Source organism: Psychrobium sp. nBUS_13 (genome assembly GCF_051201665.1).
In the GTDB taxonomy this organism is placed as follows: domain Bacteria; phylum Pseudomonadota; class Gammaproteobacteria; order Enterobacterales; family Psychrobiaceae; genus Psychrobium.
The window spans coordinates 1,572,522-1,593,174 of the sequence record NZ_CP179210.1; the positions used below are offsets into that span (position 1 = coordinate 1,572,522).

Here is a 20,653-nt window from a genome sequence, read left to right on the forward strand (position 1 = left end):
TGTAGTGTAACGCACTGACGGTGATATAAAAGAGTCGTGATAAGTTCAATGATGTTAATTTGTTAGAAATTGTGACTGAATATTTAGGGGAGGAATTTGGGGATACTTAATGAAAATTTAGCACCGCTTAGTGTTGAAGAATCGACGCTGCATTCTCCTTGATGCCATTGAGCTATGCGTTTAACAATTGCCAGACCAAGGCCAAAGCCGCCATTGTCTTTATTACGGCTCTTGTCCAAGCGAGTGAATGCTTGAAACACTAACTCTCGCTGTGATTCATCAATGCCTTGCCCGTCATCTTCTACATAAAATATGACTCGATTGTTTGTTTGAGTAATTGTAACTGTCACTTGGCTTTGCGCATAACGCAGAGCATTAGTTATATAATTTTGTAGGGCGCGTTCAATTAAGTGACCATCACAGCGGCAGATAATATTTTCGGTAATATTTCGTGTGACATTAACTTGGTGATGACGCGTTAGTTTATCAATGAGATGCGTTGCTAACTCACTAATGTTAACGTCTTCCATATGTAAATTGTCGTTTTGACTTTCAAGTCGTCCATAATTAAGCATTTCATCGACGAGTCGTTCGAGTTCAACAACATCTTGGCGCATACAAGGTAATTGAGGCACATGCTCTTTATCGAGCATCGCGAAGGTAAATTTTAAGCGAGAAAGTGGTGTGCGAATTTCATGGGATACGGCATTAGTGAGCTGTCTTTGCTCATTGATATGCCGCGATATTTGAGCCGTCATCGCGTTAAATGTTGTTAGTACTGGCGCAATGGTTGAACGCTTATTAACTGGAATTGGCGCAGCTTGGCCACCTTGACTGAAATGGTCACTAGCGAGCTGTAAGCTTTTAAGGTCGCGCCATAGTGGCCAAATCCATAATGCGATAATGCCGGCTAAACACAGGTAAGACACGAGAAAAATGAGCGGTTTAACGATGTTGTTTTGTGATTCTTGATAAAAAGGACCCACTAAATAGAGCTGTGACTGCGGCTGAACATAAGCATAAATCTCATCATGTTCATCGACAGTCATTACGGCTTCTTGCTGTGCTAGTGCTTGCTCTTGCCAGTCGAGCAATGCAATGTCATTGTTATCTTGCGGTGTAATGCTTAATTCAAGGCGTTTAGAGAGCCGTTCAACGTTTTGGCTGTTTAGTGTCAATGCCAATGAATTTGCGATTTGTTCGATAGCAATAATCTGTGATGATGGCGCATTATTTAAAGACTGCCACAGTTTTTCTGACAATCCATTAATGGCGCTGATGGAGATAATTAGTAACAAATATAAGCTAACGAATAGGCGCAGCATTTGTTAATCCCATGCCGTCGGGCTGAATATGTATCCTTTGCCCCATACCGTGATAATGCGAGTGGGTGCAGACAAGTCATCATCGAGTTTTTTTCTCAGCCGAGAAACGCGGACATCAACGCTGCGATCAAAACCATCATATTCCCTGCCAATCATCGTTTTATGAATATAATCGCGACTTTGAACTTCACCAGCTTTATTAGCTAAGAGCCACAAAAGTTCAAATTCGTGACTTGTGAGTATGACGTTTTCACTTGCCAGTGATACTGTTCGCATGGAATTATTGATGTGCAATTGACCAAAGTTTAATTCTTGTGAATTATCATTCGTGACGGGCGCTGCACGGCGTAATGCATTATTAACGCGCGCTAATAAAACATGAGGCTCTACCGGTTTGATAATGTAATCATCTGCGCCTAATTCAAGGCCGGTCACATGGTCAAAATCGCAGTCTTTGGCGGTTAAAAAGAGAATAGGGTGCGTAAAGGTTTGACGAATCTTTTTGATAATTGAAAATCCATCGCTACCTGGCAGCATAATGTCTAGCAATATTAAATCCGGTTGATGATGTTTTAAGTAATCCACCACCAAATCGCCACGTTCTAACACGGTAACCTTAATACCATGATGTGTTAAAAACTGCTCTACTAAATCGGCGAGACGTTTATCATCTTCAACCAATAACACTTGTTTCATTAAAATACACTCCAATCGGCTCTTAATCTGCGTCTAAAGCGCTTTGACGTTGCGCTTTTAACACTTACTTTGGTGTGAGCAATAACCTGGTTGTGCTCATTTATTAGTTCAAAAATTGTTGAGTCTCTGATTTTAAATACCAATGTTTCTGAAACACGTTGTTTGGATTGCCAACATTTGATGCGTTGTTTATTGCCATAGAGACAGTAGTTAGCGATAACAGGCGTTTTCCAGTTAATCTGCAGTGGTTTATTGCATGCATCACCTGACAAATTAACGACGCAGGTTGATGGTGAAATAGAAAATACAGTTTGAGGGCTTGCCATTGCATTTTGGGGCACCAGAAAAAACACCATCGATATTAATAGTGTGATGGTCTTAATTTTATGTGCTTTTGCCAAATACTTAATCATTAAGTGGTTAAACACCAGTTGATCCATCGCCAATTAGAAATCGTAAGTCGTACCGACAAAAAAAGTATCTGAGTGGTCATCTCTTACCATCGGACTTTGTTTTATCGATGAATCAAGCGTGGTTAGTCGATAGCTAACAGCCGCTCGCCAATTCGATGATAGATGATAATTTGCGCTAATACAAAGTGTTCTATTAATGCCACTATCTGCCGTAAAGTGGCTGGCTGTTAGTTGTGTATCACGTTCACCAATACCGTAATAATAGTTAGCAAGCTTTTGACTGTGCCAATCTAAAGTGCCTGATAACTTGATCGATAGAGGTGGTAGAGAAGAAAATCGCCATGCTTTTTCTAGCTTCAACTGGCCATTGAATCCGTTGTAAACGTTTAATATATCGTGTAATAAATTCACTTGTAACATCCAGTCACTATGGCCGAAGTAATTGAGCTGCACGCCTGCGTCTAATGCCCATTCCCGATCGGCTAATTCTGAAACGTTGATTGGTTGTTCAGACACTTCTTCGTCAGTTTGTGGATAAATAACATCAAGACTTGGTAAGAATTTGTTGTCGGTAACAGCGCTATTGGTCTGTGCAACAAAGAAATTACTGGGGTGCCAGCGAGAAAAATTAGCTGCATGGGTGTTTAATTGCGTGATAGCGCTAATAGAGAGCTGTGGTGTTATTTCGATGCTGTAACCCAGTACGCCGTCGTCAAAAAATAAATGTTCATCGTAGTAACTGATCGAGGGAATTAAATACAGTGGCGTATCTTTTCCTTCATAGAGTGGATTGGTACGGCGACCGTAGCCTAAACCTATTGCAAAGTTCCATTGGCCTAATTCAACCAAATCTGCATGTGAATGGTTGTGTAATGACGACGATTCAATGGCTGCTACTTGTGATAAATCTGTGGCTTTAGCCGTCAAGGTTACACAGAGCAGTAAAAGTATTGGGGTTAGTATTTTCAAAAGAAATTCACTATCGCTAATTATGGCTATAAGTTAACACCCTTTATCAGGTATTTCATTAAGGATTACACAAGATTACAACTAGTAGCAATTTATAACACCACCTTCTAAAACCTTCCCTTAGACTGGAATTATCTTAGATTAGTGGGGACTGTTAAAATGAAGTTATCATCAATAGCGTCAGTAACATTATTGGCTACATCAATAACGCTTATCGGATGCGGCGGTAGTGAAACAGCGACGACAATGCCAGCACAAAAATTACCGATGAAATCATCGACGGTTACGCCTTATGGCGCGTTAACGCTGCAAGGTGATAACGCATTAGGCACAAGACTTAGAAATGGTGTGTTTTTAGCACACACCACGCCACTTAATACTGTTTATACTGCGAAAACAAGTGAAACTGCTGACAGCAATTTTTCAAGAGCAATCACTCAAGAAGCTGGAGTTGATGAAAGTGATCGCTTCCATTTCAATGGCCAGCAGCTGTTTTTAACCATCAATAATCGATTTAATTACACCAGTGACAATAATGAACAAGGCGATGTCTTGCGTATTCTGCAGCGTCAAACGGATAATAGTTTGCAAAAGCTTAGTGATACTACGTTAGTCATAGGCGATGAAAAACAACATATTAATGGGATGTATGTTAGTGGCAATCGCGTGAGTTTACTAAGTAGCAATGCACAGCATTCTTGGCCCATTGCTTATGACCTTTTTTACCCCCTTGAACAACAGTTTTCAATTTCTATTTATGATGCACAAAATCTGACGCTACCGTCGTTAAAACAGCAATATACCATAGATGGTCATGTATTATCTTCGCGACAAATAGATAATAAGCTTTATGTTATTAGCAGTTTTTCTCCGTCAATTAACCACGTTGTAGACGCTGACGTGTTGAACAAAGAAAATGAAGTCGTGTTTGAAGCGCTTAGGACAGCGCCATTGAGTGGTTTTTTACCTCATGTCACCGATATTGCAGGTAATCAGACATCGTTGGTATCGAGCTATAGCTGTTATATCCCTGCACAATTTGACGAAAATTCAGGGCATCATGGATTAGTTTTGATGACAGTAATAGATACCGAAAAGCCGACTGATATCAAATCCCAATGCGTAAATACACAAGCACAAGGTATTTATGTTTCCAAAGATGCGGTTTATCTTTACGGCGAGCAATACCAAGATAATATCACTGATTTGCAAAGTGTTATTTATAAATTCGCTATCTCTGATGAAGGATTAAGTTATCGTGCCTATGCAACGTTAGATGGACATTTTGGTTTTAGAAATAGCCAATTTAGATTCAATGAATCCGGTAATTACTTAACCACTGTAAGCACAACTTATGATGAGAATTATGCACCGACTCATCAATTATCCGTTTTCAAAGATCAAGGTGATGATGTGTTAACTGCGGTGGGACACCTTCCTAATCAAGCGCACCCAGCACCAATCGGAAAGCCGAACGAAGATATTTATGCGGTGCGCTACTTTAACAATAAGGCGTACATAGTCACCTTTGAGCGTACTGATCCGCTGTATGTTATCGACTTGAGCAATAAGGAAGAACCAACATTGGAGGGCGCATTGGAGATTCCTGGCTATTCAGCGTATTTACATCCAGTCAATCAAGAGCTGTTATTAGGTGTTGGTCAACATATTTTAGCTCAAGATGATGACAGTGATTTACCTGTCATTGATGAAGGCGCGCAAGTGAGTCTTTTTGACGTTGGTGAACCACAATCTCCAGTGCAGTTAAGTAATCACATTTATAAAGACAGCTTTACCCCCGTAGAATTTGATCATCACGCATTAAGTTATTTACAGTTATCTGCCTATAGCCATCGAATTGCGCTACCGACAGAACAATGGGTTGCAAGTATTTCAATGGACACGACTTCGCAACTAACAAGCACTTTGCAGCTCTTAGAGATTAATGGCGAAGGAAGCTCAGCTATCCTAGAGTCCGTTGGAAAAATTGAATTTAAAAAAGACATTAATTCATCGTATTTCTCGAGTATTGATGCACGGAGTATTCTAACAGCGCAAGGTGTGTATTATATTCATGGTAACGACGTGCTTTATCGCGACTGGCAAGAAGGCAGTGACACTATTGGGCCATTTTAGTGTTAATGAATACATTTAGTCTTTGTGCGGGTCTATTAGTTTGAGCTAGTTACGATGAGAGCAGTAACTAGCTCTTTTTATGCAATGGGGAATGAGCTTGTACATCAAAACATCTTGTAACGCCGCATGTAATCTAAGTAGCGGTGAGAAAATTGCTGAACAGGGGGCTGATCGCGTTCGCGAACAATCTCATGATAAGCAATTAGAACAAGAACGTTTAGCAATCGAACGCCAGCGCGTAGAAGCGGTTACTGCTGTTGAGCAACCGCAAAAGGTATCAGATCAAACGATAAATCATCGCGTTAACGAATATCAATCTCAAGATAATTAACCATTTAACACCTCAGCACCAAACAACATTGGCACCTTGAGTGATTGGCTAACAGTTAACTACAGTCACCATAGGTAACGCCGTCAGTACTACATGTTTCGGTGCGAGTTCCGTCGCTATTAGTGACAGTCTTTTTCCATGTACCATCGCTGTATTGATCAATTTGTGTATCACCAGACACGTGACGTTTGCGCCAGTAGTTGGTTGTTAAACTGACTGCATCTTTATATTTATAATCAATTGTCGATAAATAATCAGCTAACTCATTGATATTTAATGTGGATGCGTTTTTCTTTAAGTCAATCCATTGGCTTAATTTGGTGAATTCGGTTTCACTTTCTCTAAAGAACAATTCAGTACTGTAACTGTCGCCGGATTCTTGGTAGCCGAAGTTATATTGACGCTCGAAAATTTTATCAAAAGTTGCATTTGAACAGTCAGTACCATCGGTTGAATCTCGCGATGGAATACTATTGTTTAGTTCGTAGGTAACATTTTCTTTAGTGAAAATTAACCGCTCATTACCACTACAGTAGTAACTACCTTGTGGATTACGGTACGTATCTAATCGTTGTTTCAATTTAGGCGTAAACTGTGGATCATCATCCCAAATGGAATCTTCTGACTGTAGATGAACAAGTAAAGCATCAACTTCATCGAGTTCACTTTCACTCTTTAATTTTACTGTTTCACTGATGTACAGATCACGATCAAAAATCACAACATCGCGATACCACGATTTATCGAATTTATATTCACTGTCGTGTTTATCGCTTTGGTATATGCGTACTCTTACTTTCGCATTGGGGCGCTCTTGCTGAATTTGACTACGTTGTTGGTAGGCTGATTTTAGTCCCGTAACAATGGATTGTGCTAAATCATAGGCTTTTGAGTCATCGTTTTTGATGAAGTCAGCATACATTTGATCGGCAGATAGGTTATAAAACTGTACCAGTTCATTGGTGACCGTTTTTATTTCGTCGCTAATTTCATTGCGTAAGAAAGCGTCGTTGATTAGCGCGTCACAACTCAAAATTTTTGATGTGTCTTGAGGTCCATATTTCGCCTTAATTTGTTCCCAAATTACCGAGGTTAACGGCGAAATATTAAGAAGCGTTTTTTCTTCGATTGGCGCTAGTGCTGGTGGAAATGCCATTTCATAAGCTTCGGTCACTTCACCGAGATCTTCATCAACTGCGCCAACAGGCACAGAAACATACATGGTGGCATAAGGGACACAGCGTGCTTGTTGGTCGGTAAACTCAAAGGCGTAATCGCCAGCTTCTTGTGACACGGTCGATGGTTCATTATCGTCTTGTTCGCCGTTACCATTAATATCTAGCCACACGGTAGCACCCGATACGTAGCCATCAATGACTTTACCACTAAAGGTGGTTGTTTGCGGAACAATTGGATCGGGTTCATTTTGCGAAGATGATGATGAGCCTCCGCCACAACCAAATAAAAGACTACAGCTTAGGGCTGCAAGCGTGAGCTTAAAAGTATGCATAAATCCTTTTAACGATTTTTTATTATTATTTTTAAAGGCTGAATTTAGCCCATGTTATCGACAAAATAAATACTTAGTTCAGGTGTAATTGATTCACCTTCGTCTGAAACGTACGCGAGACAGGCACTAATACATCATTGGATAATCGTAACAAAGTTTTACGACCGTCTTTCTCAACGCCTACAATGGCGTTTGTTGCGACCCACCACGAGCGATGAGTTTGCAGGCCATCACAATCTTCTAATAACGCTAAGGCATCTTTAAAACGCATGAGTGCCATGTGCGTGCCTTTGTCAGTGTGAATATTGAGGTAGTGATCGTCCATTTCTAAGCACAGCAATTGACCGCGTTTGTCTAGCGGCACTTTATCCATCAATTGAGTTAGCTGTTTACCAGTGAGTTTATCTGTATGTTGCTTTGCTTGTTCGGCGGCTTGAGCTTGTTCTGCTAATTCGTGTTGTGATTGTTGTAACTGCGCTTTTTGTTGATTAATTAGCTGTGCCATTAAACTAATTGCTGAAATCACGCCACCGATGATTGCCGTTTGGAAAAATGCCGCGCCAACCTGTGACCAGTAATCGGTATTAATATCAAAAAATGCATTGCTTACCACTGGGATAATTAAACTCATCAACAAGCTTGCACTGAACGCACCAAGAGAGATTCTGAGCCAGCGAGCGCTAATTTTTTCATCCAATAAGATATCGCAGGCATTGATCAGCGGTGAGTAAACGGCGTAACCAACCACACAGATAACTATCCAAAAACTAAGCGCTACAGTGACGGGGATATTGACCATGCCAAAGGGGGCGAGTAGGCCAATAATAAGGCCTGCAATTACCATCGAGGCCAAGCCCCTAACAAATCGTTTAGATTTTAATTGTGATAAAAGTAATTGATTTTTATTGTGTATTTCACGATTCGCCAATTGCACATCATCCTTTTTTGCGTCTTTTGCGAATAATTGAACTCACTTTACGAAAAGTCGCTGTTGTTGTTTCGCAGGCTATTTTATCGTTTTTCTCAAGCAGCGCAATGAACACTTTTAGGGCGTTAACTTAAAACTAAAATTACTTGGAGAATCACAATGTTTACTAAATCACTCGGCACATTCATGGCAGCGGCTGTATTCACTTCTTTTATTTCGCTACCTGTTTTGGCATTGACACCGCAGGCGTCAGAGCACTACCAACTGACATTCTCAATGACAGATGTAAAAGCTAAACAAGGAAAAATGTATGTCGCCTTATTTAATGGCGTTGAGAATTATAAAAAGAACAAAGCGCATGCATCGACTATTGTCGCGGTCGATGGTGATGAAGTCACCGTGACCTTTGATGCTTTACCCCAAGGTGATTACGCAGTGCGCTATTTCCACGATGAAAATGGCAATGACAAGCTTGACCTTAACTTGTTTGGTAGCCCTATTGAGGGTATTGGTTTTTCAAATGATGCCAAGCCAAGTTATGGGCCAGTGGGCTTTGATGCTGCAAAATTCACAGTGACTAGCGATGTTATAAACAGCTCAAGTGTTATTTACAGCAAATAGCTACCAGTAAACGAATTTTAGAAGGAAAACAACATGCAATTATCTCGTCGTCACTTTATTCAATCGTTAGGTGCAGTTGGCGCGGCATCGACTCTGCCGATGTCACTTAAGCTCGGCGCAGCGCCCGCGCCGACAGTCTTGAATTATAAATCGATGTTTAACGATGCCTTGGCAAATGATCAGCGCTTAATTGGTTTTAAGGACGTTAATAAGAATTTTGCACTTAAACAAATGGACGTGGAAGGCACTATTCCAAAAGCGTTACAGGGTAGTTTGTTTCGCAATGGACCTGCAAAGCTTGAACGCGGTGATATCCGTTATCAGCATCTATTTGAAGGTGATGGTATGTTACAGCAGTTCAAATTTGCCGATGGCAAGGTGTATCACCGTGGTAAATTCGTGCAAACGCCTAAGTTTCAACAAGAGCAGCTAGCGGGGAAGTTCTTGTATTCCGCGCCCGATACCAAAATTCCTAATTCACTAGCCGTTGTTGATAACGATACCGTTAATACTGCCAATACCAATGTGATTGCGGTGGGTGATGATTTATGGACGTTATGGGAAGCTGGTTCGCCAGCGCGGGTTAATCCAGAGAGTTTGGATTTTCAAGGTTTAGTTAATTTGGGCGAGTATTCTCGCTATGGCAATAGGCTCAAAGGGTTGCCGTTCTCTGCTCATCCGAAAATTGATGGCAACGGTGATATTTTTAACTTTGGTCTACACAATTCAGGGCGTATTGCGGTATATCACCTTGGTGCTAGTGGCGTGATGAAAAATGTCAGCTTGATTAATGCTAATTACCAAGGCGGCATGTTACACGATTTTTTGATCACAGAAAAATACGTGTTGTTAGTGCTGCCGTCGCTAGTGCAGTCGTCATCGGATGAAGGTTATTTTGAGCGCATAAAATTTAATAAAAACCTGCCAATGCGCGTGTTGGTTCTGGACAAAAACACCTTGCAACAGGTTAGAGAGTACCAACTACCGCCAGCTTTTGTATTTCATTTTGGTAATGCATGGACGCAGAGCGATGGCACTATTTGTTTCGATGCGTGTTTATACCAAGACGCTGACGCGCTGCATAAACTTTCGCGCCTGATGATAGGTAAAGCGGCGATTAACACCCGTTCACAATCGGTGTTTATCCGCTTGAATACTAATGGAAGAGTGGAGATTACCAGTACCAATATCAATAGTGAATTCCCACGGATATTGCCGAATTTAACTGGAATTAAAAACAAGCATTTGTATCATCTGTCGTCGTCTGACGATGCGTTGTGGAGTGAATCGGTATCGCGTATCGATACCACAACAGGCAAGCAGGAAAAATATCGCTATGGCTCAGAATTTTTAGTAGAAGAGCATGTGCCTATTTCATTAAATGGACGCGAAAAACGCGATTATGTGATTGGTACGGCGCTTCATGTACCGAGTAAACGTACCTGTATCAACGTCTTTGAAGCAGAAAATTTAAGTGCGGGGCCAATGGGGCGTGCGTGGCTGCCTTATCATCTGCCGTTAGGTTTCCATGGCAATTTCATACCTGCTTAGTTGTTGCGACAAAGCTAATTACTTGAAAGCTATTGCTTTTAATTTAAACATTAGTTTAACTAGGAGCCATAATAATTATAAAAGAGCAATATTATGACTCCTCAAGCGATGGAAAAATTTCGGGAGAAGTATCGCGCAGCTATTTCTCCTTCCTATTCTGGCTGGTTACATATGGTATTTGTGCTGTTGGTAGGCGTCAGTGTGATTGTTTACTGTCTACTTAACTCCGATAATGCCAGTTGGCGTGAATGGACGATATTTCCCTGAACTATGTTGGCTGTGAATTTTGCAGAGTATTATACCAATTGCATTAAGTAAGTGATCTTGTTGTGCGTAGAGAAAATCAGCTAAAACAAGGCGCTCGATTGACTAATAGCTGGCTATTAGGACTGAGAGCAACGCCATTTTAGTTAATTTTAACAAGTACAAGTGGGCAAATATTTAATGCAATTAATGGTATTACGCTCACCGTTGGCTTGGTCATCGCAAAACGAAATATGGAAAACTTTTTTATCAACGTCATAGTGGTGATCATCATAGTTTTTTTCTAGAGCATGCTATGCCATATCAATCGGTGCGTGATTGGCGCGTGGTGTTGTTTCCTGGATATCTCATTATTGCCTTTATCGCTGGTTTAGTCGTTTCCGGCGGCTGGCTATTGATGCAAATAGCGACTGATAATGTAGCTTATTTATATGGTGCAGCAGCGATTAGTGGTTACCTGCTTTATGAAGTGATGCACTTTTCTTATCATCTACCTGCGGGCAGTTTTGTTGAACGCACGCCAATTTGGCGCGAGCTGCGTCAATTGCATGTTGAGCATCATAAGCGCGATTTAATGACTGAAAAGAATTTTAATATTACTATTCCACACATTGATCAGACCCCCAGGTCACTTTTTTGATTTTGTATAAGTGCATGGCATGCCCACCAATAAGGTTTACTATCTTTTGCCTGAGTTCGGTCAGGCCATCTAAGTAGGTTTGATCGTAAATATAATCATCACCTTGTTGAAGTAAATTGATACCATCAAAACACTGAAACACCCAGCGCAATGTGGGGGCGGCCGTTTCTTGATTTATTTGGTTTGGAATTGTCGCTTCAACTTTTTTCATATTCGCTCGCATTCGTCGTTGTGCAATAGAATATACAAGTAATGACAATGTCATTACCATCAACAGAGCATCGATTCTGCTTGGCTTTTTTATAAATAACGAAGAGACAAAAAACAAGGGATCTTTTAAAAATCTAAAGCCTCTCTCAACTTCCGATTGCGCCTTGTAATGTTTTAATATTTCTTCAGGTGAAAGTTCTTCTTCATCAATATTTGTTGCTAGAATGAAGCAAGATTTTTGCTCAACAGCCTGCTTGATTGCGATCGTGTTTTCTTCAATTTCAGCGTTTACTTGCCACTCTATACGCTTAACTTCAGCATCCTTTTTCGGGCGGCCTTTACCTTCATAAACTTTATGCTCTATATATTGAGTGTCGCTTATTTGATGATATTTCAGTTTTTTTCCTATTTTATCCGCTGCTCGTTGCGCATCAGTTTTACAAGCAAAGCGTTGCGCTTGTAGATGAAACAGCTCTTTTTCTACCTTAACTTTTGCTCGTTCAACTTGCCGTGTGATCGTTTTAGCAGCTCGATGATTAGCGGCACTTGAGTAAATCACAATCCATCGCTGCTTGATCTCCATATGCTCGACTTTTTTTACAACATATTGATAGTTAGCATTTATTTTCACCCATTGTTCGTCAGCTATTGATTCTGCGATTAATTCTTTCTCTAGCGCTATCGTTGAAGGAATAAGCGTGAGAAATTTTACCAGAGATAAAAATTCGGCATTAGCCTTATGATAAAGCTTACAGTCGGCCACAAGATATTTAGGCGCTGCGCTTTTTTTGAATTCGCTAACAAGTGCTTTGCTCCTTGCCTTAAAAATAGCGGTATCAGCACTATTGCCATCCCAGTTTTTACAGGCGAGAGGAACGCCACCATCTTGACTGACAATGATTTCTTGTACCACTTGCTTTAAATCAGGGCGGTGAGCTTTACTGTAACCATGAGTGATTTTAATAACATTGTCATCACTGTCTTCATCGTCAAAAGCGTATTCTCCCGTTAAAGAATGGCTGGTTGTATCGAGTGAGTTAAATTTTTTGTCTACACTTTCTAGCTCGCAAGCTTGCTGAGACACCAGTGAAAATAGACTTTCGCAGCCAAAATCAAAACACTGGTCTAGTGTGCGGCCTAATTTGTGACGATTAAAGTGCTCGGCTTTTACACCTTCTCGAAATAAATGCTCAAGCGGTAAGTTAGTAAAAAATTGGGGACTGAGAGATAAAGGACGGTTTGCAAAACCAAGTCCATTCATAATCATGCCTTTAACCGCTTCACCAGGTGTAATTTCTTGCTTTTCATCCTGAGGTAAATATTGATCCAATAAGGGGACTATTTGTAAGTCTTCAATTACACCTGCGACTATGCCGTGATGATCTAACCGTTTGATTTTTAAATTCATATATACCTCAAAGTTGAGGCGGTATTATATCAAATAGCCGAAAAATCAGTAACAAATTATCGGTTAAATTAAATCCAAATTTTTGATTTTGCTCTGATCAATGTCTACTATTCCTATTTTTGATTGGTTATTTGGCACCTATCATTTACCAAAGAATTGGCGTAATAAATCGTGAGTAACCGCTAAAGATGAAAAATGTGTTAGTTGACAATATTCGTGACTGCCGTCTGTGTGAGGATAAGTTTCCTCATGGCGTGCGGCCTGTATTGCAGTTTGATCCTAATGCAAAAATCTTAATTGCAGGCCAAGCGCCCGGGCGAAAAGTTCATGAATCTGGCATTCCGTTTGATGATGCCAGTGGCGACAGATTGCGCGATTGGCTAGGGGTTGATAAAGCAACGTTTTACGATGTAAAACAGTTTGCAATTTTACCTATGGCGTTTTGTTTTCCTGGCTCAGGAAAGTCCGGTGATTTAGCGCCGCCTAAAATTTGTGCTCAAACTTGGCGTGATGAGCTTATGGCGAAGTTTGAATCCTTAGAACTTGTCATTATTCTCGGGCAATACGCCAAGGCCTATCACGCGTCTGATGCTGCTAAGTCGGTAACAGATGCCGTCAAGGCGTGGCGCGAACACTGGCCACAGCAATTAATATTGCCTCATCCTAGTCCGCGTAATAACATTTGGCTCAAACGCAATCCGTGGTTTGACGCCGAAGTGGTTCCTGCGTTAAAACAGCGTGTCCAAGAAATTCTATAAGCGATTTATGACTATCCAATTATCTGACAGTTTAGCGTTAAAGCCGCTATTGATAAGTGACGCTCCAGCTCTTTTCAGGCGAATTGAAGCCAACCGTTTAATGCTCGCGACTTATTTATATTGGGTTAAAGATGTGGTTGATGAAGCGAGTTGTCGCCGTTATATCGATGAGCGTGCTAACAGTGAATTACCAGAGGGACAATGGTTCGGAGTATATGTTAATGATGAAATTAGCGGTGTTTTTGCCATAAAATCAATCGATGACAATGGCTGTGCGGAACTTGGTTATTGGCTCAGTGAACATGCACATGGCCACGGCGCTATTTCTCGTTGTGTGGATTATTTAGCAGCGCATCGCGATGATTTTGGTATTAATGCGTTGGAGTTTCATTGTTTATCAAAAAACATCGCCAGCATTACTATTGCTAAGAAAGCGGGGGCTATCTATGTCTCTACTATCACTGACTATTTTGAGCTTGATGGTCAAATGCAAGATTTGTTGGTTTATCGCGTCGAGCTAGCGCCCTAATCGGCGAATTGGTATGATTGCGTTTTATCATCCCAATTGAGTATCGTCCCTTGAACAGCCTGTCTTCATCGCTATTTCACCTTTTTTCCCGCGATGTAGGTGATATCAGTCTTCCTGATAAGTTTACCTTTCCCTTTTTCTATCAGCCTCACCCTCTAGCCATTGTTGCGAGCGACCAGCTACAACAGTGGTTATCAGGTGACGGCAACTTACTGCATGATTTTGATAACGACGGAAAAATGTTCGGCGTGCTGGTGGTGCGAGATAATCAGGGAGAGCTTGGCTTTTTGACGGCTTATTCAGGACAAACGCTAAAGCCAGAGCACTCAACGCTCAATGATGGCTTTTGTCCGATGATAAGTCTTGGCGGTGATGAACAAAGCGCCGCTGAGCAAGTCGCTATTAACGAGATGAATAGTGATATTACGCGCAAAGAAGCTAACCCTTTTATTGAACAACTGGCCACAAAAATCAAAGACGCTGAACAATATTTTTCTGAGCAAATCAGCGTGTGGCAAGCGCAAATGGCGATTAATCGCAAAGCGCGTAAGGCGCAGCGTGCCAACGCCAATGAAGACTTGGTAAAAGCACTCGCGCAGCAAAGTGTTGATGACAAAAACACACTACGGGATTTAAAGCTTACGGCGCAAAAAACGCTGGCTGAGTTACAGCAGCAATACAGTGTGCTGGTGGACGAGCTAAATCAACTAAAAGAATCTCGCAAGCAACGGTCAAATGATTTACAGCAGTATTTATTTGCTAAGTATCAGCTGCTTAATGCTAACGACGAAACGCGTGATATGAACGAGCTGTTTGTAACGACAGCGCAGCGCGTACCGCCGTCAGGCTCTGGAGATTGTGCAGCGCCAAAGCTGTTACAAACGGCCTATCAGATGAAGCTTACGCCTATTGCGCTGAGCGAATTTTGGTGGGGAAAAGCGCCTGATTCGCAAGTACGTCAACACAAGCAGATGTATCCAGCGTGTATCGGTAAATGCCAGCCTATTTTAAATTACATGTTGCAAGGACTTGAGGTAGATGACGATCCGTTGCAACAACTTGGCAATGTTTCAGCTGATATCGATATTGTGCATGAAGAAGAATCGTTTTTGGTTATTAATAAACCATCGGGTTTGTTATCAGTGCCGGGACGCCATGTGCAAGATAGTGTGAAAACTCGCATTCATGCGATGTACCCCAACTCACGCGGTGGTTTGATTGTTCATCGTTTGGATATGGCAACGTCGGGACTAATGCTAATCGCATTAAACGAACGAGCGCAAAAAAACTTTCAGCATCAGTTTATAAAGCGCATCGTTCACAAACAATATGTTGCTATTGTTGATGGCATCTTGGGCGCTGAGTTGGGAGAAGCAGGTGAAATAAACTTGCCTTTATGCAACGATTTTGATGACAGGCCGCGCCAAAAAGTGTGTTCAATTGAAGGCAAGCCAGCCCACACTAAATGGCAAATTGCTAAGCAAGAAGAGGGCCGAACGTGGCTCAACTTATCGCCTGTTACAGGCCGAACTCATCAACTACGAGTGCATTGCGCTCATCACCAAGGTCTAAATGTTGCAATGGTTGGTGATGATTTATATGGCAAGAGCGATGAACGATTGATGCTACACGCGCAGCGAATTGAGTTTAATCATCCGCTGACTAGACAGCCAATGGTATTTGAAGTGTCAGCGCCTTTTTAATAGTTGATTGATACGGGCTTTGTGACAATTATATAGCCTATAAAAATTATAATAACGGAATGGAATATGACTCATTTATCACAAACACTACTGGCTACAACATTGGCAGGAATGATGCTAACGGGTTGCCAAACTACAGTCGATAGCAATAGTACTGCTCAATCAGCGGTAGCTGTCGTTAGTCAGAGTGAAAAAAACTTTAATGTTGTTTCACAGCAGATTGTTGATTATCGAAAAAGTATCGATGTGTATTCAAACAAAGAAGGCGTCAATGGTTATTTCTTACCGAATCTATCACCAACGTTTTTAGACGCTAATTATCAAAAAAATACAGTATTTCAAAAACTATTAGCGGCGATTGATGTCGCGTCACTTAGCGAGCAAGATCAAATTAATCACGCCATAATTAGCTCGCAAGTGGCTAATGCCGTTGATGAATATCGATTTAACGCCCATTTTATGCCGTTCACCTCAGAGTTTGGTTTTCATTCGGCGCTATCTTTTATGGTGTCTAATAGCAGTTTTAAAACGGCGGAAGACTATCAACTATATCTTAAGCGTTTAGCCGCGGTGCCACGGTATTTTGATGAGAATATCGCGTGGATGAAACGCGGTATTGAGACAGGCTTTAGTCAGCCAAGTCCGGTATTAGTAGGTTATGAAGATAGTATTGCGGCGTTTATCGTTGATGATGTCACTCAATCCGAGTTTTACCGTCCTTTTTCCAACAAGCCAGCACATATGTCACAACGAGACTTTGAAGTGCTAAAAAAGCAAGCTAAGCAACTGATACAAGATAAGGTATTGGCATCATATCAAGGCTATATGAACTTTTTTGTTGATAAGTACAAGCCTTATGCTCGAGCAAAAATTGGTGTAGCTAGCACGCCAAATGGTGAAGCCTTCTATCAAAATCGGGTAAAACATTACACCACTACAGATATGACCGCCAAAGAAGTGCACGAACTTGGTTTACGTGAAGTTAAACGCATTCGCGCTGAAATGAATGAGGTTATTGCCAGCACAGGTTTTAAAGGGAGTTTTGCTGATTTTGTACAATTTTTGAGAACTGATGATCAGTTTTATGCAAAATCAGCCGAAGAGCTATTAAAAGAAGCCTCGTACATTGCTAAAAAAGCCGATGCGCAACTACCTAAATTCTTTAAATTGTTACCAAGAACCCCTTATGGTGTTGAACCCGTACCCGATTCAATTGCTCCTAAATATACAACAGGCCGCTACATTCGTGCTAATGGTGAGACAGATGCGGGTTATTACTGGGTCAATACTTATGGGTTAGATAAGCGTCCATTGTATGTGCTTGAAGCATTAACGTTGCATGAAGCCGTGCCAGGGCATCATTTGCAAATTTCCCTAAATCGCGAGCTAGAAGAAGTACCTAATTATCGTCGCAATCATTACATTTCAGCTTTCGGTGAAGGGTGGGGGCTATATGCTGAGTATCTTGGGCAAGAAATGGGCTTTTATCAAGATGCTTATAGTAAATTTGGTCGCCTAACCTATGAAATGTGGCGTGCCGCTCGCTTAGTGGTTGATACGGGTATGCATATGTTTGGTTGGACACGCGAGCAAACGATGGCCTTTATGCAAGAAAACTCTGCGTTGTCACTACACAATATCAAAACAGAAACTGACCGCTATATTTCTTGGCCAGGACAAGCGCTTTCTTATAAAATCGGTGAACTCACCATAAAGCGTTTACGTAAAAAAGCAGAAGACAAATTGGGTGCAGGCTTTGATATTCGCGAGTTTCACTTTCAAATTTTGAAGAATGGTGCGCTACCGTTGGATTTTCTTGAGCAGCAAATTGATGCCTACATTCAAGATGCTACTAAGCAAACAGCGAAATAATAACTGAGGTCACACATCCTGTGTGGCCTTTTTATATAGCATTTATTGAATAATTAGAATTTAAAATGAACGATTTATATACACAAGCAGCAACCATTTTCTTAGGCTTTTTTGCCATTATGAACCCAATTGCTAATACCGCCGTTTTTTCTGGATTAGCGGGACGCCTAAAACGCCATTTTTCGCAATTATATTTTCACTTATTGTAGTCGCGAACATCTTTAAGAATGTCCTTACTGCCATAGTCACCGATGAAAGTGACATTAAATAACTATATCGGGTAAATCATTCGGAGCAATTTTTGAGGTTTTAATTGCTCTGCGTATTAGGGTCTGTTGATCTTTTGAGTTCATTTTTGCAGCAATTTGTTTGAGGTTTCTGCAAGGCAGAGCCTATGTGGTGTAGCTGGCTCGATAATAGCTCCTGCATTATCCTAATGAGCTACATCCATGTAGCAATACACGAATAGGCGATAACGCCGTAGAAATAACAAACAAATGCTGTCAGTTGGATTCATCTAAAAGTATTTTGTGCCGCGTTATTCGTCATTCACCTAGATAAACTAGGCATCAATCCTCATGCCTTGCCCAAAACCCTTTTAGATTGAACAAAATTTGAACCACAAAGTTCAACAGACCCTAGTTAGATGAAAAGAAAAAAGATAAAAACCTTAAAAAAAGTAAACTTTTTTTCATTTCCCCCCTTGGCATTTCAAATTGCATCCCCATATTTAATTTTAAGTAACAAAACGACTCATTAAAAATGGGATTGATGACTAGCACCGTAAGCTAGCAATGTTGTTTCGAGCGTTTAAATTAATCATTTTAGTCATTGTTTTGGCATTATTTTGGAGAATACCCCGATGGGAAAAATTATCGGTATCGATCTAGGTACAACTAACTCTTGTGTTGCAGTTTTAGACGGCGAGAAAACTCGTATTATTGAGAACGCAGAAGGCGATCGTACAACCCCTTCTATTATCGCTTACACAGAAAGCGAAGTATTAGTTGGTTCACCAGCTAAACGTCAAGCGGTAACTAACCCACACAACACATTATTCGCAATCAAGCGTTTAATCGGTCGTCGTTTTGAAGACGAAGTTGTTCAACGTGACGTTAAAATTATGCCTTACAACATTGTTAAAGCTGACAATGGTGATGCATGGGTTGAAGCACAAGACAAAAAAATGGCTCCGCCACAAATCTCTGCTGAAATCTTGAAAAAGATGAAGAAAACAGCTGAAGATTACTTAGGTGAAGACGTTTCTGAAGCTGTAATCACAGTTCCTGCTTACTTTAATGATGCACAACGTCAAGCAACTAAAGATGCGGGTCGTATCGCAGGTCTAGAAGTTAAGCGTATCATCAATGAGCCAACGGCTGCTGCACTTGCTTACGGCATGGATAAAAAAGCTGGCGACAATGTTGTTGCTGTTTATGACCTTGGTGGTGGTACATTCGATATTTCAATCATTGAAATCGATGAAATGGATGGCGAGCACACATTTGAAGTATTAGCGACTAACGGTGACACGCACTTAGGTGGTGAAGATTTCGATAGCCGTTTAATCAACTACTTAGTAGAAGAATTCAAGAAAGAGCAAGGTATCGATTTAAACAACGATCCACTTGCACTACAACGTTTAAAAGAAGCGGCAGAGAAAGCGAAAATCGAACTTTCTTCTACGCAACAAACTGAAGTTAACTTACCGTACATCACAGCTGACGCAACGGGTCCTAAGCATTTAGCCATTAAAGTAACGCGCGCTAAATTAGAATCTCTAGTTGAAGATTTAGTACAACGTACACTTGAGCCACTAAAAATCGCTTTAGCTGATTCTGACTTAAGCATCTCTGATATTAACGATGTCATCTTGGTTGGTGGTCAAACACGTATGCCAATGGTCCAAGAAAAAGTAACAGACTTCTTCGGTAAAGAGCCACGTAAAGACGTTAACCCTGACGAAGCAGTAGCAATGGGTGCTGCAGTTCAAGGTGGTGTACTTGCTGGTGACGTAACCGACGTATTATTACTAGATGTTACTCCATTATCTCTAGGTATCGAGACAATGGGCGGTGTAATGACTAATGTTATTACTAAGAACAGCACGATTCCTACTAAGCAATCGCAAACGTTCTCAACGGCTGAAGATAACCAATCTGCAGTAACAGTTCACGTTGTTCAAGGTGAGCGTAAGCGTGCGAGCGACAACAAATCTCTAGGTCAATTCAACTTAGAAGGTATCCGTGCTGCAATGCGTGGTACACCGCAAATCGAAGTAACTTTCGATATCGATGCTGATGGTATCTTACACGTGTCTGCTAAAGATAAAGACACTGGCCAAGAGCAAAAGATCACCATTAAAGCGTCTTCTGGTCTAGACGATGCTGAAATCGAGAAAATGGTTGCTGACGCTGAAGCTAACGCTGCTGAAGATGCGAAATTTGAAGAATTAGTTCAAGCTCGTAACCAAGCTGACGGTATGGTTCACGCGACTCGTAAGCAAGTTGAAGAAGCTGGTGAAGAGTTACCATCTGATGAGAAAGAGAAAATTGAAGCAGCACTAGGTGAACTAGAAGCAGCTATCAAAGGCGAAGATAAAGAAGCTATCGACGCTAAGACTCAAGCATTAATGGAAGCATCGGCTAAGTTAATGGAGATTGCTCAAGCTAAAGCACAAGCTGGCCAAGCTGGTGGCGAAGCGCCAGAGCAACAAGCTCAACCACAAGATGATGTTGTTGACGCTGAGTTTGAAGAAGTTAAAGAAGACGACAAGAAGTAATATCCTT

General features: G+C 41.1%; 18 protein-coding genes. 11 read left to right on the forward strand and 7 right to left on the reverse strand.

Features of this window, described 5'->3' with window-relative positions; genetic code table 11:
* Positions 1–83 precede the first annotated feature (83 nt).
* Genes ACMAZF_RS07110 through ACMAZF_RS07125 form a run of 4 tightly spaced genes read right to left on the reverse strand, consistent with a single transcriptional unit; the run spans position 84 to position 3,403 of the window.
* Complete coding sequence (locus tag ACMAZF_RS07110) at positions 84–1,298, reverse strand: ATP-binding protein (RefSeq protein ID WP_435276701.1); 1,215 nt, start codon at positions 1,296–1,298, stop codon at positions 84–86.
* A 30-nt stretch (positions 1,299–1,328) separates the two neighbouring features.
* On the reverse strand, positions 1,329–2,021 hold the full coding sequence (locus ACMAZF_RS07115; RefSeq protein ID WP_435276702.1) for a response regulator: 693 nt from the start codon (positions 2,019–2,021) through the stop codon (positions 1,329–1,331).
* On the reverse strand, positions 2,021–2,449 hold the full coding sequence (locus tag ACMAZF_RS07120) for a DUF3019 domain-containing protein (RefSeq protein WP_435276703.1): 429 nt from the start codon (positions 2,447–2,449) through the stop codon (positions 2,021–2,023). The genes ACMAZF_RS07115 and ACMAZF_RS07120 overlap by 1 nt, the downstream gene beginning before the upstream one ends.
* A gap of 18 nt (positions 2,450–2,467) precedes the next feature.
* Entirely contained in the window at positions 2,468–3,403 is a 936-nt protein-coding gene (locus tag ACMAZF_RS07125; RefSeq protein ID WP_435276704.1) for a MipA/OmpV family protein, read from the reverse strand.
* Positions 3,404–3,562: 159 nt separating this feature from the next.
* Here ACMAZF_RS07125 and ACMAZF_RS07130 point away from each other — a divergent pair, with 159 nt between their 5' ends.
* Both ACMAZF_RS07130 and ACMAZF_RS07135 read left to right on the forward strand, forming a co-directional pair.
* Complete coding sequence (locus tag ACMAZF_RS07130) at positions 3,563–5,539, forward strand: beta-propeller domain-containing protein (RefSeq protein ID WP_435276705.1); 1,977 nt, start codon at positions 3,563–3,565, stop codon at positions 5,537–5,539.
* A 79-nt stretch (positions 5,540–5,618) separates the two neighbouring features.
* On the forward strand, positions 5,619–5,870 hold the full coding sequence (locus ACMAZF_RS07135) for a hypothetical protein (RefSeq protein ID WP_435276706.1): 252 nt from the start codon (positions 5,619–5,621) through the stop codon (positions 5,868–5,870).
* Positions 5,871–5,925: 55 nt separating this feature from the next.
* Here the strand turns inward: ACMAZF_RS07135 and ACMAZF_RS07140 are convergent, their stop codons facing one another.
* Together ACMAZF_RS07140 and ACMAZF_RS07145 are read right to left on the reverse strand one after the other, a co-directional pair.
* Positions 5,926–7,380 carry a hypothetical protein gene (locus tag ACMAZF_RS07140; protein ID WP_435276707.1) on the reverse strand — a complete coding sequence of 485 codons (1,455 nt, stop codon included), beginning with the start codon at positions 7,378–7,380 and terminating at the stop codon, positions 5,926–5,928.
* Positions 7,381–7,453: 73 nt separating this feature from the next.
* A complete protein-coding gene (locus ACMAZF_RS07145) occupies positions 7,454–8,224 on the reverse strand; it encodes a LytTR family DNA-binding domain-containing protein (RefSeq protein WP_435276708.1) in 771 nt (256 codons plus the stop codon).
* Positions 8,225–8,467: 243 nt separating this feature from the next.
* On the opposite strand from ACMAZF_RS07145, the gene ACMAZF_RS07150 reads away from it, so the two are divergent.
* The 3 genes from ACMAZF_RS07150 to ACMAZF_RS07160 all read left to right on the forward strand — a co-directional run bounded on the left by ACMAZF_RS07150 (position 8,468) and on the right by ACMAZF_RS07160 (position 11,384).
* Entirely contained in the window at positions 8,468–8,929 is a 462-nt protein-coding gene (locus ACMAZF_RS07150; protein ID WP_435276709.1) for a DUF2141 domain-containing protein, read from the forward strand.
* A 33-nt stretch (positions 8,930–8,962) separates the two neighbouring features.
* Positions 8,963–10,480: a carotenoid oxygenase family protein gene (locus tag ACMAZF_RS07155; RefSeq protein ID WP_435276710.1), complete on the forward strand. Its 1,518-nt coding sequence runs from the start codon at positions 8,963–8,965 to the stop codon at positions 10,478–10,480.
* Between the two features lie 559 nt (positions 10,481–11,039).
* Positions 11,040–11,384: a hypothetical protein gene (locus ACMAZF_RS07160; protein ID WP_435276711.1), complete on the forward strand. Its 345-nt coding sequence runs from the start codon at positions 11,040–11,042 to the stop codon at positions 11,382–11,384.
* Here ACMAZF_RS07160 and ACMAZF_RS07165 read toward each other — a convergent pair.
* Complete coding sequence (locus ACMAZF_RS07165; RefSeq protein WP_435276712.1) at positions 11,344–13,002, reverse strand: IS1634 family transposase; 1,659 nt, start codon at positions 13,000–13,002, stop codon at positions 11,344–11,346. The genes ACMAZF_RS07160 and ACMAZF_RS07165 overlap by 41 nt on opposite strands.
* 188 nt (positions 13,003–13,190) lie before the next feature.
* Between ACMAZF_RS07165 and ACMAZF_RS07170 the strand changes: the two genes are divergently transcribed.
* The 6 genes from ACMAZF_RS07170 (at position 13,191) to dnaK (ending at position 20,646) form a co-directional block, all read left to right on the forward strand.
* Positions 13,191–13,760, forward strand: coding sequence for a uracil-DNA glycosylase family protein (locus ACMAZF_RS07170; RefSeq protein ID WP_435276713.1), 570 nt, complete (start codon positions 13,191–13,193; stop codon positions 13,758–13,760).
* Positions 13,761–13,767: 7 nt separating this feature from the next.
* A complete protein-coding gene (locus ACMAZF_RS07175; protein ID WP_435276714.1) occupies positions 13,768–14,289 on the forward strand; it encodes a GNAT family N-acetyltransferase in 522 nt (173 codons plus the stop codon).
* A 50-nt stretch (positions 14,290–14,339) separates the two neighbouring features.
* Complete coding sequence (locus ACMAZF_RS07180) at positions 14,340–15,992, forward strand: pseudouridine synthase (RefSeq protein ID WP_435276715.1); 1,653 nt, start codon at positions 14,340–14,342, stop codon at positions 15,990–15,992.
* Positions 15,993–16,058: 66 nt separating this feature from the next.
* On the forward strand, positions 16,059–17,864 hold the full coding sequence (locus ACMAZF_RS07185) for a DUF885 domain-containing protein (protein ID WP_435276716.1): 1,806 nt from the start codon (positions 16,059–16,061) through the stop codon (positions 17,862–17,864).
* A gap of 65 nt (positions 17,865–17,929) precedes the next feature.
* Positions 17,930–18,073 carry a hypothetical protein gene (locus ACMAZF_RS07190; protein WP_435276717.1) on the forward strand — a complete coding sequence of 48 codons (144 nt, stop codon included), beginning with the start codon at positions 17,930–17,932 and terminating at the stop codon, positions 18,071–18,073.
* A 653-nt stretch (positions 18,074–18,726) separates the two neighbouring features.
* A complete protein-coding gene (gene dnaK / locus ACMAZF_RS07195; protein WP_435276718.1) occupies positions 18,727–20,646 on the forward strand; it encodes a molecular chaperone DnaK in 1,920 nt (639 codons plus the stop codon).
* Positions 20,647–20,653: the final 7 nt, after the last annotated feature.

Excerpts from the sequence above, each read along its gene's own strand:
- ACMAZF_RS07115 (WP_435276702.1), bottom strand. The coding sequence starts at position 2,021 with ATGAAACAAGTGTTATTGGTTGAAGATGATAAACGTCTCGCCGATTTA.
- ACMAZF_RS07130 (WP_435276705.1), top strand. The coding sequence starts at position 3,563 with ATGAAGTTATCATCAATAGCGTCAGTAACATTATTGGCTACATCAATA.
- ACMAZF_RS07135 (WP_435276706.1), top strand. The coding sequence starts at position 5,619 with ATGCAATGGGGAATGAGCTTGTACATCAAAACATCTTGTAACGCCGCA.
- ACMAZF_RS07140 (WP_435276707.1), bottom strand. The coding sequence starts at position 7,380 with ATGCATACTTTTAAGCTCACGCTTGCAGCCCTAAGCTGTAGTCTTTTA.
- ACMAZF_RS07145 (WP_435276708.1), bottom strand. The coding sequence starts at position 8,224 with ATGGTAATTGCAGGCCTTATTATTGGCCTACTCGCCCCCTTTGGCATG.
- ACMAZF_RS07150 (WP_435276709.1), top strand. The coding sequence starts at position 8,468 with ATGTTTACTAAATCACTCGGCACATTCATGGCAGCGGCTGTATTCACT.
- ACMAZF_RS07155 (WP_435276710.1), top strand. The coding sequence starts at position 8,963 with ATGCAATTATCTCGTCGTCACTTTATTCAATCGTTAGGTGCAGTTGGC.
- ACMAZF_RS07160 (WP_435276711.1), top strand. The coding sequence starts at position 11,040 with ATGCCATATCAATCGGTGCGTGATTGGCGCGTGGTGTTGTTTCCTGGA.
- ACMAZF_RS07165 (WP_435276712.1), bottom strand. The coding sequence starts at position 13,002 with ATGAATTTAAAAATCAAACGGTTAGATCATCACGGCATAGTCGCAGGT.
- ACMAZF_RS07170 (WP_435276713.1), top strand. The coding sequence starts at position 13,191 with ATGAAAAATGTGTTAGTTGACAATATTCGTGACTGCCGTCTGTGTGAG.
- ACMAZF_RS07175 (WP_435276714.1), top strand. The coding sequence starts at position 13,768 with ATGACTATCCAATTATCTGACAGTTTAGCGTTAAAGCCGCTATTGATA.
- ACMAZF_RS07185 (WP_435276716.1), top strand. The coding sequence starts at position 16,059 with ATGACTCATTTATCACAAACACTACTGGCTACAACATTGGCAGGAATG.
- ACMAZF_RS07190 (WP_435276717.1), top strand. The coding sequence starts at position 17,930 with ATGAACGATTTATATACACAAGCAGCAACCATTTTCTTAGGCTTTTTT.
- dnaK (WP_435276718.1), top strand. The coding sequence starts at position 18,727 with ATGGGAAAAATTATCGGTATCGATCTAGGTACAACTAACTCTTGTGTT.